This is a genomic window from Bacillus sp. 1780r2a1, assembly GCA_024134725.1.
Classification (GTDB): Bacteria; Bacillota; Bacilli; order Bacillales; family Bacillaceae_H; genus Priestia; species Priestia aryabhattai_A.
In genome coordinates this window covers 3,543,572-3,558,927 of record CP099863.1, presented here as the reverse complement: position 1 = coordinate 3,558,927, position 15,356 = coordinate 3,543,572, and the positions used below count along the sequence as shown (strand labels likewise).

Genomic DNA, 15,356 nt, shown 5'->3' with positions numbered 1-15,356 from the left:
TCTTTTTTTTATAAAAAAATCCAAACTTTTAAGCATCAAGAATAAAATACTTGTTCAAGGCATATGTTGTGATGAACAAACAGAACTTGCTTTGATTCCGCACATATAGATGAAATATACTCGACTCGGGAGGGGAATGACGTTGAAAATCCATATTGTCCAAAAAGGGGATACCCTTTGGAAAATCGCTCAAAAATATGGCGCAAACTTTGAAGAGCTTAAAAAAATGAACTCACAATTAAGCAATCCAGACATGATTATGCCTGGAATGAAAATTAAAGTACCAACTGGCGGAGTACCTGTGACGAATGAAGGTAACTCATTAGGGATTAAAGAAATGCCTAAAGTCCAGCATCCATATAGTGACCAATCAACGAAAGCTTATCCGGTAACTGAAATAGATAGTGAACCATCGCCAACTCCGAGCATGCAACCAATGAAAAAAGAGATGCCAATTGCTCCGCCACCAAAAAAGGAAGCACCAGTAGCGCCGGTAGCACCAGTAGCGCCAAAGAAAGAAATGCCGAAAAAAGAAGCACCAAAGAAAGAAGTGCCAAAGAAAGAAATGCCGAAAAAAGAAGCACCGAAAAAAGAAATGCCTAAAATGCCAAAGCTTCCAAAGATTCAGCCAATCGCTCCTGAAATTGACATTAATAATTACTATACGTTAAACATGGCGATGCAGCAGCCGAAAAAAGAAGAACCAAAAGTAGAAGCGGTTGTAGAGTCGCCTGAAAGTCCAGAGATGGAAAGTATAGAAGCACCAGTTCAACAGCCTTGTTATCCAATTGTACCAATTTCTCCAGTCATGCCTGGATGTGGATTTCATTATATGCCGTGTTATCCACCACCAATGCCGCCAGCATATCCAGCATACCCAGCATATCCACAGCAATGGCAGATGCCGCAGGTACAAGGAGAAATGGAATCGGCAGAATCAATGGAAAACAACCAAATGGTAGCTGGCCAAATGCAGTATCCAAATGCACCAATGCATGCTGGGAATGCGCCAATGCATGCTGCGAATGCGCCATTTTATCCAGTGATGAATCCGTATATGCCATGTGGTCCTGTTCAATGCTCGCCTTGCCCACCACCTTGGGGGTACCAGCAACCAGCGTATCCAATGTATCCATCGATGCCTCAGGTACAGGGGGAAATGATGGAATCTCCAGAGATGGAAAACAATAGTGTAATGGGCATGCAGATGCCATATCAGCCACCGCAAGAAGACTGTGGATGTGGATCTCCTCAGCCCATGCCATACGGACATCAACAGATGCCATACGGATATCAACAGATGCCATACGGATATCAACAGATACCATACGGATATCAACAGATACCATATGGGTACCAAGATCAGCGCTTGGCACCTTATCCAGACCCGTATGGACCCCCATTTGGTATGATAGGGGCACCTCCATATCCAGCAGTTGATCCAAATTTATTTAATATACCTGATTATGAAGAAGATGAAGATTAATAACGGCAGAGGCGATGACTCTATACATCGCCTCTTTTTTTATTTAGTAGAAAAAGGAGTTCACGTGAAGCAATACTATATAAAAAAGCCACATGTCTTTTATCTACACACGAATCAAGGGATGAAAATAATAAAGAAGTATCGTTATGAAGGCACAATCAATCGTACGTTTCAATTTATTCAAGCACTTAACGAGTACGGATTTAACGCTGCCGTTAATTTTGAACCATTTCCAAATGGAGAGCTTGTAATTAAAGCGAGAGAAGGTGTTTGGGGAATTATGCCTTACCTCCAAACAAAGTCATTAGCTTCGTATGAACAATCAAATCATCGAAAGGGAGTTATTGAGCTACTACATGCTTATCATAAAGCCGCATCACTTGCGTGGTATGATGTAAAAGACATATTTCCAACGTATGAACTTACTCATGTTTGGCAAAAGCGACTTGCTCGTTTTATTCATCACAAAAAACTTATTGAGTCCATCATTGGAAAAAGAACGTATAAAGTTATTGAAGATTTATGCCAAAACAGCTTAATCGCTATGCACAAGTACGAAAGCGAAGAGCAAAAGCATCCGCAAACAATCATCCATGGGGATACGGCTTCTCATAATTTTTTAAGGGGAATTAACAACGAGTATTATTTAATCGATTTTGATTGTGCAGCTCAATCTACACTTTTTACAGATTATATTCAATTAGCTCAGCGTTTTTTATTACAGGAAGACTTTTCAATTGAAAAGTTACTAAAGGAAAGAGGGATGACACATCTTTTTGATTCGCCTTATGTTATTGCTGCCCTGTGCTTTCCAGCTATGATTTTGTTACCTTGGTACACGCGTTTAACAAACATATCCTCCTCATATAGAGAGCTTATTCAGCTAAAAAAATGGACTGAAAAGCAGGTTATAAAAGCTGAGTTAACAAATAGGGAGATATTGCGTATATTCCCTAATATCTAAAGAGTTTACCGCTAACTGACAGCATAAATTATGCTCAACTTTAAGACCCTAATGATGAGTCCGCTATAAGGTGGCTCATTTAAAGGGGGAGTTTCGATTGAACAAGTATATTATTTCATCATTAGCAGCAGGTTGTATGTTTGGTTTAACGGCTTGTACAAGTGATCAGGGCATGGAGCAGCGTTATAACGACAATACTGAACCTGTTGGTTACTATACAAGTGAAAACGAAAATGAGCATCGTCTTGATCAAGGAAAAGGTCCTGTAACTGATATGTTAGATGGTGACGACGAAAACAACAATAGACGAACGGCTCCGTTAAACGTAACGGATGGGCGTTACGATAGCCCAACTAATTCGTATCAAAATCCATCTACAAATAAAAATGGTTTTTATAGCAATGCTAACATCGGTGACAGTGACATGAATTATCACGGTCATCTCAATGGTAGAAATAACCTCACGCAAACAAATACAAATGCTTATCCAGCAGATTTAACTGAGAAAGTAGCAGACAAAGCAGCTGGTGTAAACGGCGTGAAAGACTGTAGAGCAGTAGTTGATGATAACCGCATGTTAGTAGCTGTCGATCCATCTAACAGCAATGTAAACGAAGAAGAGCTTAAAAAGGCTGTACAAAAAGAAGTAAAGCCTTTAGCGAAAAAGTATGACCTTCAAGTTGAAGTAGATAACGGAATGTTCAATAGCGTACGTAATGTTGATAATGACATTCGTAACGGTGTAGATAATGGAATTATTCGTACAAACATCAACAGTTTGTATGAATCCATTGATGAGAATGTTAATCGTAAAAACCGCTAAGTAAAAAAGAACTGGGACTCAGTATTCCAGCTAACGAGATATCCGAACGACCGGGAGCTAACTCACCATCGTTCGGATATTTTTTTGCTTGCAAACCGAGTTGAAAAGCTAAATCTTGTAGAAGAGCCCTGACTTTCCTTTGAGAATGGCTTATTTAGTTTTATCATAGCTTCTCTTTGTGTATTTAAGGAAATGGATAAAAAAAGAAAGAAAGGAAAAGATATAAATAGAAATTCTTCTTTCAGTCATCTTTATGAAGTGACAAATTACATGTGTGAGGTGATGATGGATGAAACGAACCATTCATCAAATAATCATTGTATGTACCATCAGCAGCTTTTTAGTAAGCTTAGCTGGAGTAGTGGAAGCTAAGCGCCCGATGACTATTTTCTTGGAGCGTACGTATGTAGATGGAGTTATTAGTCAAGAGGTCGTAAATTCCCCGTACATGACAAAAGAAGAAGTAGTAAATGCTTATTCTACGTGGAGAGTAATTAAAGCATCAAACGAAGAGGTGGTACTGAGAAAGGCGGTTGACGATATTTCTCCAATGCTTAAAGAAAATGGCTACGTTGGCTTATCAGTTAATGGAGTATTATCTACGTTTGAAGGGAAACCTGTAAATTCTACAAATATTATTCAATCTTTCTTTCAGATTGATGTAGAAAAATTAGAGAGTTATCAAGAAGAGCGGCTAAAAGACGGGATTCGTGTTCAAACGAAAGATGACTATGTATCCTTGATGAATTTTTATAAAATGTACGAGCTTAATTCGCGGCCTACTTCTATCAAGTAGCCGCTTTTTGTTATGTTCTAACTAGCAGTAAGAACTTGAAAGCAGATTTCTTTTTATTTCTACGTCAAATTCCTTCTATTCACTTTTAGGGTTGTGTTAAAATAATAGTCAGCGCTATACGTTCGACAGAGTATGAACAGAAATTATGGAATTAAAACTATCATGGCTTCTTAGTTGGAAGATAGATGAATGAACTGGGCAGTGTTCTCTACTTGATGATAACAAGGAGGGTAGACTGCCTTCGTTCATGTGAGAGGGAGAGAGTTAGTTGATTGATTATATCAGAGGTGTGATTACATATATTAATCCAGAGTACGTTGTCATAGAAAATCAAGGAATGGGCTATCAGGTATTTACACCAAATCCTTATGTATTTTCTGTTGATAATGAAGAGAAAATTATTTATACGTATCAATATGTGCGAGAGGATATCTTAGCACTGTACGGCTTTAATTCTCGTGAACAAAAAGAACTATTTATGAAATTAATTAGCGTGTCAGGTATTGGACCAAAAGGTGCGTTGGCGATTCTAGCATCAGGTAACCCTTCTCAAGTGGTGCAGGCTATTGAAGAGGAAAATGAAAAGTTTTTAGTAAAGTTTCCGGGAGTAGGAAAAAAAACAGCTCGTCAAATGATTTTGGACTTGAAAGGAAAGCTTCATGACATCGTACCGGATGCAGTGCCATCACTATTTGCTGATATGGACGAACAAGAAGTTAAATCACAAAGCTCAGAAGCTTTAGATGAGGCTATTGAGGCACTAAAAGTCCTTGGATATGCAGAGCGAGAGATTAACAAGGTAGTTCCAGCCTTAATGCAGCAGTCGATGACGACGGATCAATATATTAAGGAAGCATTGAAGCGTTTGCTTAAGTAACGAATGAAGGAGGAATATGATGGACGATCGTATTGTGACAGGCGATGCACTTAGCGAAGAAGAAGTGTTAGAGCAAAGTCTTAGACCTCAATTTCTACAACAGTATATTGGTCAGCATAAAGTAAAGAGTCACTTAGATATCTTTATTAAAGCCGCTAAAATGCGAAGTGAAACGTTGGATCATGTACTGCTATATGGGCCTCCTGGCTTAGGAAAAACAACGTTGGCGACCATTATTGCCAATGAGATGGGCGTGCAAATTCGCACAACTTCAGGTCCAGCCATTGAACGTCCTGGAGATTTAGCTGCTGTACTAACAAGCTTAGAGCCAGGCGATGTGTTATTTATTGATGAAATTCATCGTCTTAATCGATCGGTTGAAGAGGTCCTTTATCCTGCAATGGAGGATTTTTGTCTAGATATTGTGATTGGGAAAGGCCCGAGTGCTCGCTCCGTACGGTTAGATTTGCCTCCCTTTACGCTTGTGGGAGCGACAACGAGAGCTGGTTTGCTTTCATCACCACTGCGAGATCGGTTTGGGGTTTTAAGCCGCTTGGAATATTACCAAGAAGAAGACTTAGCATCTATCGTAGAGCGTACAGCTTCTATCTTAAATGTAGGCATTGATACGCAAGCTACGCATGAAATTGCCAGGAGGGCTCGTGGGACCCCAAGGATTGCTAATCGTCTTTTAAGACGCGTTCGTGATTTTGCACAGGTAAAAGGTGATGGTGAAATTACCGTTCAACTTGCTACAGAAGCTTTAGAGATGCTGCAAGTTGACCGTTTAGGGTTGGATCATATTGACCATAAATTATTAAGAGGGATTATTGAAAAATTTCGTGGAGGTCCAGTTGGATTAGATACAATTTCTGCTACCATTGGCGAAGAATCACACACAATTGAAGATGTATATGAACCATACTTACTTCAAATTGGCTTCTTACAAAGAACGCCTAGGGGACGCATCGTGACGTCTCTTGTGTATGATCATTTCCAAATGGAGGTGCCAGAGAAGTGAACGAGCTCCCTAAATTAATAATGATTATGGGCGGTATTTTACTATTGGTCGGTTTTTTGCTACAATTTATCGGCAAACTTCCTGGTGATATTTTAATTAAAAAAGGAAATACAACCTTTTATTTTCCAATCGTGACTTCAATTATTATTAGCGTTTTATTGTCGCTTATTTTCTTTTTTATTGGTCGATTTAAATAATTATTTTAGTAGGAACAGGTGAATGAAATGAAAGTAGATTTGTTTGATTTCCATTTACCAGAGGAATTGATTGCACAAACGCCGCTTGAAAAGCGTGATGCATCAAGACTTATGGTAGTAAACAAAGAAACAGGTGAAGTACGTCATCATATGTTTCATGACCTTCTTGATTATTTACAAGAAGGTGATTGTCTTGTATTGAACGATACGCGTGTGTTACCAGCCCGTTTATTTGGAACAAAAGAAGATACGGGAGCTAATATTGAAGTTCTGCTTTTAAAACAAACAGAAGGTGACATGTGGGAAACGCTTGTAAAGCCTGCAAAGCGCGTTAAAGAAGGAACTATTATCTCGTTTGGGGATGGCCGCTTAACAGCCGTTTGTAAAGGTGTAAGTAATCAGGGGGGAAGACTGCTTGAATTCCAGTATGACGGAATCTTCTATGAAGTATTGGAACAGCTTGGTGAGATGCCGCTGCCACCTTATATCAAAGAACGCCTTGATGACCGTGAACGCTATCAAACTGTGTTCGCACGTGAACAAGGTTCAGCTGCAGCACCAACAGCAGGACTTCATTTCACGGAAGAAATGCTGGAAGAAATTAAAGCGAAAGGTGTGCATATTGCCTTTTTAACACTGCACGTTGGCCTAGGAACATTCAGACCCGTCAGCGTAGATGATTTAGAAGAGCATGATATGCATGCGGAATACTATCAAGTGAGTGAAGAAACAGCTTCATTGTTGAATTCAGTACGTAAACAAGGTGGGCGAATTATTTCTGTTGGGACCACGTCTACACGTACGCTTGAAACAATTGCAACTGAACACGATGGTGTGTTTAAAGCTTCATCGGGCTGGACGAGCATCTTTATTTTCCCTGGATACGAATTTAAAGCGATTGATGGTATGATTACAAATTTCCATTTGCCGAAGTCAACCCTTATTATGCTTGTTAGCGCGTTAGCTGGACGTGAGCATATCATCGGCGCATATGAAACAGCGGTAAAAGAAAAGTATCGATTCTTTAGTTTTGGCGATGCCATGCTAATCTTGTAATTTAACATGAAAGGAATACACTAATGACAGCTATTCGTTATGAACATATTAAAACATGTAAGCAAACCGGAGCACGCCTTGGTATTGTGCATACCCCGCACGGATCTTTTGAAACGCCGATTTTTATGCCAGTCGGTACGCTTGCTACAGTAAAAACAATGTCTCCTGAAGACTTAAAAGCAATGGGAGCAGGAATTATTTTAAGCAACACGTATCACCTTTGGCTACGTCCAGGTCATGAAATTGTGAAAAAAGCTGGTGGACTTCATAAGTTTATGAACTGGGATCGTCCTATTTTAACAGATTCAGGTGGTTTCCAAGTATTTAGTCTAAGCGATCTTCGACGTATTGAAGAAGAAGGCGTGCATTTCCGCAATCACTTAAATGGTGACAAGCTATTCTTATCACCTGAAGGAGCAATGGAAATTCAAAATGCACTTGGTTCAGATATCATGATGGCATTTGATGAGTGTCCACCGTATCCTGCTGAATATGATTACTTAAAACGTTCAGTGGAGCGTACAAGCCGCTGGGCTGAACGCTGCTTAAAAGCTCATAGTCGTCCGCAAGACCAAGGATTATTTGGTATTGTGCAGGGTGGAGAATTTGAAGACTTACGCCGTCAAAGTGCTTCTGATTTGGTTTCTATGGACTTCCCGGGTTATGCTGTAGGTGGGCTATCTGTTGGAGAGCCAAAAGACGTTATGAATCGCGTGCTTGAATTTACAACGCCTTATCTGCCAGCGGACAAGCCTCGTTATCTAATGGGAGTGGGTTCACCAGATTCATTAATCGATGGTGCTATCCGAGGAATTGATATGTTTGACTGTGTGTTACCAACACGTATTGCACGTAATGGTACATTAATGACGAGCGAAGGGCGTTTAGTTGTAAAAAATGCCAAATATGCAGAAGACTTTGGCCCAATCGATCCAAACTGTGATTGCTATACGTGTAAAAATTATTCAAGAGCGTATATTCGTCACTTAATTCGTTCTAATGAAACGTTTGGAATTCGATTAACATCTTACCATAACTTATATTTTCTGCTAAACTTAATGGAGCAAGTCCGTGAAGCTATTCGCGAAGATCGCTTAGGCGATTTCCGTGATGAATTCTTTGATAAATATGGATTTAACGGACCAAATGCAAAAAATTTCTAGGTCATTACAGGAGTTTTTCATTTGAATATGAATAAGTACCTGTTGATAAATTGATTAAAGGAGGAGATTTTGTGGAAATTTTCCAAGCAATATGGCCATTACTTTTAATGTTCGCCATCTTTTATTTCTTATTAATTCGTCCGCAGCAAAAGCGTCAAAAAGCTGTACAGCAAATGCAGTCTGAGCTGAAGAAAGGTGATAAAGTCATCACAATCGGTGGAATGCACGCTTTAGTTGAGGCAATTGATGAGGGAACAGTTATTGTGAAAACAACAGACGGTTCTAAGATGGTATTTGACCGTGCTGCGATTCGTGAAATCCGTAGCGAAGCATAATATAGAAAAAGCTCCTACATTGCTGTAGGAGCTTTTTTATGCTGTTTTAGAACCTGATAAGTTGACTCCAATCACACCACCAAGCATAGCTACTAGTAAAAAGCCACCGTGGAATAGGAGCTGCTGAGCCGAAAAGAGCTCGTTATATCCAAGAAACTGTAGCATAAGCATAAGAACAGAGTAGATAAGACCCGTTGCTCCACCAATCATCCAACCCTTTGAGCCACTTTTTCCACCTGACATAAACCCGCCAATAAAGACTGCCAAAAAGGACAAAATAGCAATCCACAGTTGCAAAGCCTGCTCAGTAACAGACGAAAACTTTAACAAAAGTGCTAACAAAAGGCTGATGATAAAACCAATAATAAAGATAATCATTACGCCAAAAAAGACAGCGCTGCTCATTCTTTTTGCTTCCATTACGAAAACCCCCTTATATGTCAAACTCCACCCTTAGTACGAGCATATTCACAAAATGGAAGAAATAGACGCAAAAAAGTTCGTCTATTTTCCTTTGTTTAAACGAAAACTAGTCAGGAATGTCAAAGTACGGAGGTTTTTATATGGAGATCGTAACAATGGTATTTCGTACTATTTTGTTGTATCTTATCGTATTAGTCATCTTTAGGCTAATGGGGAAGCGTGAAATCGGTGAGCTCAGTATTTTAGACCTTGTCGTATTTATCATGCTAGCAGAGCTAGCGGTGATGGCAATTGAGAATACAAATGATCCATTGCATCATAGCTTAGTGCCGATGGTTACTTTACTGGTAATTCAGATTGGGTTAGCGCTTTGGTCACTTAAAAGTAATCGCATGCGCAATTTCTTAGACGGTCAGCCGACGGTGATTATTCAAAATGGCGAAATTCGTGAAAGGGAAATGCAAAAGCAACGCTATAACTTTAATGATTTACTCATGCAGCTTCGCGATAAAAATGTGAAGGATATTGCTGACGTTGAATTTGCTATTTTAGAACCTTCTGGCAAGCTATCCGTTTTTGAAAAAAAGAATAACACTGCTTCTTCTGGAAAAGAAAGCCTAAATTTACCTTACATTATTGATGGTGTAGTTCAAGAAGAGCATTTGGCACTGGATAACCGTACAAAGCTATGGCTTCGCCAAGAGTTAAAAAAGCTAGGTTATGAAGAAATAAAGAATATTTCATATTGCACCTACAATAATGGAACCTTTTTTGTGGATAAAGTAGATGAACCGAAATAAAGAAGATGAGCGTAGTTGCTCATCTTCTTTATTTCTTTTTAAATAGCCGTAAAATTGAAAAACGGTGAAGTTCTTCTTTCGTAACAAGCTTGAATAGCAATAAAAGAATAACGTATAAAAGGCTCGTAACTGCTATGGAGACCAACGTTTGTAGTACAAGTGGAAGGTTGGAGAATAAGTGTGTAAAGGCATACTGTCCAACCCATCCAGCAGCTAACATGACGATAAAGCTTTTTACATAATCCATGATTTGTAGTTTATACATAATTTGTTTCATAACAGTTGATAAATGAAGAAGAGTAACGAGCATAGTGCCAACTACAATAGAAAGTCCGGCACCCATAATACCAAGAGTAGGTTGAGAAGCTAACAAGAAAATCAGTGCAGTCTTCACAGCTGCACCAATGAAGCTGTTAATCATTGCAGCTTTGGCTAGGTCTAAAGCTTGTAAGGCGGCCTGTAGGGGTCCTTGAAAGTAAGAAAAAATAAAAAATGGTGCCATTACTTTAACAAAAATAGCTGCTTTATCTGATCCATACATCAATTCCATTACAGGGTTGGCAAATACGTATAATACAACAACGGCAAGGCCACCTGTTATAAAGGAAAGGCGCAATGCTTGATGAAGTCTATACTGAATTTGTTTCATCTGATTCTTTGCATAAGATTCACTGATAGCTGGGACTAGTGCTGTTGAAAGAGAAACGGTAATAAAGGACGGTAACATTAATAATGGAAGTGCAAAGCCTGTTAGTTCGCCGTACTGTTGAGTGGCGATGGTGGTTGCTACGCCGGCAATTGCCAAGCTTTTGGCTACAACAATTGGCTCTAAAAACCAAGAAACTGAGCCAATCATACGACTTCCTGTAGTGGGAACAGCAATGCGCATTAAATCATAAAAGGTATCTTTGCCATCACGCAGGGATTGAAAAAAGTTACGCCGGACGGTTAACTTCTTTTTTCGCTTAAACATATAGAACATATAAAATAAAGATGCTAATTCTCCAAATACAGAAGAGAGCATAGCGCCAGCAGCGGCGTATTCAATTCCATAAGGTAAGAACGCCTTTGTGCATACAGCGATTAAAGTGATACGAACGACTTGTTCAATGACCTGCGAATAAGCAGCGGGTTTCATTTGTTGAAGGCCTTGAAAATAGCCGCGGATAACCGATGAAATAGCGATAATTGGAATGACAGGAATAATCGCTAATAGTGGATATAAGGTACGCTCATCTGTAAAAAAGGTTTTTGCAATAATAGGAGCGAATACTATTAAACTAAGCGTAAATATAAAACTCAACGTACACGTAATGCTTAAAGAAACAACCAGAATTTTTTTGATTTTGCGTTTGTCACCAAGCGCTTGTGCTTCAGCAACAAGCTTTGAAATAGCAACAGGTAATCCTAACTGAGTTAACGTAATAACGAGTACAAGAGTTGGAACAGCCATCATGTAAAGACCGACACCTTCGTTTCCGATCATTCTTGCAATAACAACGCGGTTAATAAATCCCAGAACTCTTGTAATCAATCCAGCTATAATTAAAATAATAGTACCTTGCAAAAATTTAGACATAGATCCTCACTGCCTTCTTGGACAAATTATAATTGACGTAATCCAATATATGCAGGGGATGTGTCCAAGCATGACAAGGAATCAAAGAAATAACAGAGAGCTTGCTTATATATTTTGCATGCGTGTGAAAAAAGGAGCCGTGAATATGAACTCGATAATATCAGATGAGCAAAAAGCTATCATTCAACCGGTAATTGAGAGTAAGTTAGAAGAATTTCATTTAATTGGTTACGAAGACGTAACGGAAGTGGAGCTGTGGGCGTATTTGAACCAAAAGAAGTGGAAAAAGCGTCAAGAATTTTCGTTGCATCAGGTTGTCAGTGACGTGTTGACTGTTAAGATTACTGATGTAATGAGCTATGTAACAATTGAATCTTATAAATCCAATATGTTCGAAACAGTTAGTGACAATGAGGATTGGAAAGAATTATTAAAGTAATGCAAATTTTATGGTTCGTCATTTGACAGACCCCCTAGTTATCGAAGATAATTAAGTTGGTATTTTACAGCGATTAGCTCATGTGTTTTACATAAGAAGGAGGATTTCTTATCGATGGTTAAAAGAGGACGTATCGTTACCTTTTTCCTCTTAGTACTTTTAATATTTGGTACAATCGGAACAACGGTTACAGGTATTGCGAAAGATATTAAGCTTGGCCTCGATCTTCAAGGTGGGTTTGAGATTTTATATGATGTAAAACCTGCTAAGAAGGGCGATGTCATCGACAACAGTGCACTTAAAAGCACAGTTGAAGCGTTGAATCAGCGTGTGAATGTGCTCGGTGTAAGCGAGCCTAGTATTCAAATTGAAGGAGATAATCGCATTCGCGTACAGCTTGCTGGTGTTACCGATCAGTCACAAGCTCGTGAGTTATTATCAACTGAAGCAAATTTAACCTTCCGTGATGTAAATGACAATATATTGATGGATGGTTCTGATCTTGCTCAAAATGGTGCCAAGCAGTCGTTTGATGAAAACAATCAGCCGAGTGTTTCGTTAAAGCTAAAAGATGCTGATAAGTTTAAAGAAGTAACAAAAAAAGTGCTAGATATGGCACCGAACAACTTATTGGTTATTTGGTTAGACTTTGAGGAAGGAAAAGATTCTTATAAGGCAGAAGCAGCTAAGCAAGATCCTAAGTTTTTATCCGCTGCAACTGTGAATCAAGTTTTCTCTCAAAAAGAAGTATCGATTACAGGTGGCAACTTTACAGTTAAAAGTGCTACAGAACTATCAGAGCTATTAAATGCAGGCTCTTTGCCAGTTAAATTAGATGAGATTTATTCAACGTCTGTCGGTGCTCAGTTTGGTGAAAAAGCTCTTGATATGACTGTTTTTGCAGGAGCGATTGGAATTGCTGCAATCTTTATTTTTATGATTGCATTCTATCGCTTACCAGGTATTATTGCAGTTATTACGCTGAGTTTTTATTTGTATTTAAACCTTTTAGTGTTTGACCTTATGCACGTTGTGCTTACGCTTCCAGGTATTGCTGCACTTATTCTTGGAGTAGGTATGGCAGTGGATGCTAATATCATTACATACGAGCGAATTAAAGATGAATTAAGAACAGGTCGTTCCGTTATGTCTGCTTTTAAAGCGGGGAATCGCCGTTCCATTGCAACAATTTTTGATGCAAACTTAACAACAATGTTAGCTGCTGTGGTGCTGTTTATCTATGGAACAAGTTCTGTTCAAGGATTTGCGACAACGTTAATGATTGGAATTGTACTAAGCTTTGTGACGGCTGTGTATGGAACAAGATTGCTATTGGCACTTCTTATTAACAGCCGCTGGTTAAATAAAAAGCCTCATTTGTTTGGTGTGAAAAAATCTGAAATTCATGATTTAAGCAAAGACGATGGGCAAACGGTTTTACCAACTGCTTGGGACCGTTTTGACTTTGTTAAAAACCGCAAGCGCTTCTTCGCTTTCTCTAGCGCACTTGTAATTGCAGGAATTGTTGCTGTTCTAGTATTCAAGCTGAACCTAGGAATTGATTTTGCAAGTGGAACCCGAGTAGAAGTGGCAAGTGATAAAGCTTTAACTCAAGAGCAGGTAGAAAAGGACATGTCTTCAATTGGATTAGACTCAGACGATGTGATTATCACAGGTGATGATAAAAAGACGGGAGTTGCCAGCTTTGTAGGTGTACTTTCACAAAAAGAAATTGCTGATTTAAAGGATTACTTCGGCGAAAAGTATGGCTCAGAACCTAACGTAAGTACGGTTTCTCCGACTGTCGGAAAAGAGCTAGCACGAAATGCAATGATTGCTGTATTAATTGCTTCCATTGGAATTATTATTTATGTAGGGTTCCGATTTGAGCTGTACATGGGATTAGCAGCTATTGTAGCTTTACTACATGATGCCTTTTTCATCATTGCGTTCTTTAGCTTGACTCGTCTTGAAGTTGATTTGACATTTATAGCCGCAATTTTAACAATCGTTGGTTACTCAATAAATGATACGATTGTAACGTTTGACCGCATTCGAGAGAACATGAAGAAGTTTAAATCAAAAACGTTTGAAGATTTAAAGTTTATCGTGAACTTAAGTTTGCGTGAGACGCTAACTCGATCTTTAAATACGATTATTACGGTTACCCTTGCTGTAGTAGCGTTATTACTATTTGGAAGTGACTCAATTTTAAACTTCTCTATCGCTTTACTAATAGGATTAATTGCAGGTACGTACTCATCGATTTTCATTGCCGCTCAGCTGTGGCTTGTGTGGAAAGGAAAACAGCTAGAACGTAAGAAAGTTGTTGAAAACGAAACGGAATAAATTAATGAAAAAGTGCACGGAATAACCCGTGCACTTTTTCTGTGTCTTCTCTTTCAATTCATATCATAAGCTTAGTAGCAAAAGAGAATTTTGGGAACGCTAATGAATACTGCTTTCTAGAAAGGGTGTGGAAAAGTGGACAATGAAAAGCGATTTAAAGAAGCGCAAACTGCAGCAGTGGTAGGAATGGTTGGTAATATTGTCTTGGCCATCATGAAATCAGTTGTAGGCGTCATGGCAAACAGTCGAGCACTCATAGCGGATGCAGCAAATTCCGTTTCAGATGTTGCCGGCTCACTTGTGGTTTTTATTGGTGTGAAAATTGCAAAGCAGCCACCTGATGAAGACCACCCTTATGGACACGGAAAAGCTGAATCAATCGCTGCTATTATCGTAGCCGTTCTTTTAGCCATTGTAGGGATTGAAATTTTAACTTCATCTTTCCAAGCATTCTTTAATCCAATAGAGCCACCTAAAATTTTTGCTATTTATGCTCTAGTTACGGCTATCATCATTAAAGAAGGATTGTATCGATACACATATCGTATTGGAAAGAAAATAAAAAGTGACGCTGTTATGATCAACGCACATGATCATCGTGTGGACGTCTTCTCTTCCTTTGCAGCGCTTGTAGGTATTGGGTCTTCTCTTATTGGTGATAAAATTGGAATAGAGTGGTTAGTATATGCGGACCCCCTAGCAGGATTAATTGTTTCTGTACTTGTTTTAAAAACAGCTTGGACACTAGGGGCAGAAGCTTTTCACAATACGTTGGATCATGTTCTTCATGAGGAAGATACTGCACATTTAAAAGAAATAGTGTTAGGTGTTGAAGGTGTTGAACGAATTGATACCCTTCATGCAAGGGAGCATGGTTACTATGCTATTGTTGATTTGCGCATTTCAGTCGATCCGTTTATTACGGTAGAAGAAGGTCATCAGATTGGAAAAGTAGTCAAAGAGCAGCTACTGGAAGAACCGAATATTCAAGGTGTATTTGTTCATATTAATCCATATTCAGAAAGTTAAGATTAAGCTCACTCATTGC

General features: G+C 39.0%; 16 protein-coding genes. 14 read left to right on the top strand and 2 right to left on the bottom strand.

Annotation, left to right across the window (positions count from 1 at the left end):
* Nucleotides 1–136 precede the first annotated feature (136 nt).
* From safA to yajC, 10 genes are all read left to right on the top strand, one after another.
* The gene (gene safA / locus NIZ91_17965) at nt 137–1,486 is read left to right on the top strand and encodes a SafA/ExsA family spore coat assembly protein (protein USY54601.1); all 1,350 of its coding nucleotides are present in this window, start codon (nt 137–139) and stop codon (nt 1,484–1,486) included.
* A 64-nt stretch (nt 1,487–1,550) separates the two neighbouring features.
* On the top strand, nt 1,551–2,450 hold the full coding sequence (locus NIZ91_17960; GenBank protein ID USY54600.1) for an aminoglycoside phosphotransferase family protein: 900 nt from the start codon (nt 1,551–1,553) through the stop codon (nt 2,448–2,450).
* Between the two features lie 97 nt (nt 2,451–2,547).
* Complete coding sequence (locus tag NIZ91_17955) at nt 2,548–3,273, top strand: YhcN/YlaJ family sporulation lipoprotein (protein ID USY54599.1); 726 nt, start codon at nt 2,548–2,550, stop codon at nt 3,271–3,273.
* 289 nt (nt 3,274–3,562) lie between these two features.
* Complete coding sequence (locus tag NIZ91_17950) at nt 3,563–4,069, top strand: intercompartmental signaling factor BofC (GenBank protein USY54598.1); 507 nt, start codon at nt 3,563–3,565, stop codon at nt 4,067–4,069.
* Nucleotides 4,070–4,337: 268 nt separating this feature from the next.
* On the top strand, nt 4,338–4,946 hold the full coding sequence (gene ruvA / locus NIZ91_17945) for a Holliday junction branch migration protein RuvA (protein ID USY54597.1): 609 nt from the start codon (nt 4,338–4,340) through the stop codon (nt 4,944–4,946).
* 19 nt (nt 4,947–4,965) lie between these two features.
* Entirely contained in the window at nt 4,966–5,967 is a 1,002-nt protein-coding gene (gene ruvB, locus NIZ91_17940) for a Holliday junction branch migration DNA helicase RuvB (GenBank protein USY57217.1), read from the top strand.
* Nucleotides 5,964–6,164, top strand: a complete 201-nt coding sequence (locus NIZ91_17935) for a DUF2905 domain-containing protein (GenBank protein USY54596.1) — start codon at nt 5,964–5,966, stop codon at nt 6,162–6,164. Before ruvB ends, NIZ91_17935 begins: the two co-directional genes overlap by 4 nt.
* A gap of 27 nt (nt 6,165–6,191) precedes the next feature.
* Nucleotides 6,192–7,220 carry a tRNA preQ1(34) S-adenosylmethionine ribosyltransferase-isomerase QueA gene (gene queA, locus NIZ91_17930; protein ID USY54595.1) on the top strand — a complete coding sequence of 343 codons (1,029 nt, stop codon included), beginning with the start codon at nt 6,192–6,194 and terminating at the stop codon, nt 7,218–7,220.
* 23 nt (nt 7,221–7,243) lie between these two features.
* Nucleotides 7,244–8,383: a tRNA guanosine(34) transglycosylase Tgt gene (tgt, locus tag NIZ91_17925; GenBank protein ID USY54594.1), complete on the top strand. Its 1,140-nt coding sequence runs from the start codon at nt 7,244–7,246 to the stop codon at nt 8,381–8,383.
* 71 nt (nt 8,384–8,454) lie between these two features.
* Nucleotides 8,455–8,718 carry a preprotein translocase subunit YajC gene (gene yajC, locus NIZ91_17920; GenBank protein ID USY54593.1) on the top strand — a complete coding sequence of 88 codons (264 nt, stop codon included), beginning with the start codon at nt 8,455–8,457 and terminating at the stop codon, nt 8,716–8,718.
* Nucleotides 8,719–8,754: 36 nt separating this feature from the next.
* Here yajC and NIZ91_17915 read toward each other — a convergent pair whose 3' ends face one another.
* Complete coding sequence (locus tag NIZ91_17915) at nt 8,755–9,138, bottom strand: TIGR04086 family membrane protein (protein ID USY54592.1); 384 nt, start codon at nt 9,136–9,138, stop codon at nt 8,755–8,757.
* A gap of 143 nt (nt 9,139–9,281) precedes the next feature.
* Here NIZ91_17915 and NIZ91_17910 point away from each other — a divergent pair, with 143 nt between their 5' ends.
* Complete coding sequence (locus NIZ91_17910; GenBank protein USY54591.1) at nt 9,282–9,941, top strand: DUF421 domain-containing protein; 660 nt, start codon at nt 9,282–9,284, stop codon at nt 9,939–9,941.
* Between the two features lie 28 nt (nt 9,942–9,969).
* Here NIZ91_17910 and spoVB read toward each other — a convergent pair whose 3' ends face one another.
* Nucleotides 9,970–11,520, bottom strand: a complete 1,551-nt coding sequence (gene spoVB, locus NIZ91_17905) for a stage V sporulation protein B (protein ID USY54590.1) — start codon at nt 11,518–11,520, stop codon at nt 9,970–9,972.
* 145 nt (nt 11,521–11,665) lie between these two features.
* Here spoVB and NIZ91_17900 point away from each other — a divergent pair, with 145 nt between their 5' ends.
* From NIZ91_17900 to NIZ91_17890, 3 genes are all read left to right on the top strand, one after another.
* The gene (locus tag NIZ91_17900; GenBank protein USY54589.1) at nt 11,666–11,959 is read left to right on the top strand and encodes a post-transcriptional regulator; all 294 of its coding nucleotides are present in this window, start codon (nt 11,666–11,668) and stop codon (nt 11,957–11,959) included.
* A 114-nt stretch (nt 11,960–12,073) separates the two neighbouring features.
* Nucleotides 12,074–14,308, top strand: coding sequence for a protein translocase subunit SecDF (secDF, locus tag NIZ91_17895; protein ID USY54588.1), 2,235 nt, complete (start codon nt 12,074–12,076; stop codon nt 14,306–14,308).
* 135 nt (nt 14,309–14,443) lie between these two features.
* Nucleotides 14,444–15,337 (top strand): cation diffusion facilitator family transporter, encoded by an 894-nt coding sequence (locus NIZ91_17890; protein USY54587.1) that lies wholly within the window; start codon nt 14,444–14,446, stop codon nt 15,335–15,337.
* Nucleotides 15,338–15,356 lie beyond the last annotated feature (19 nt).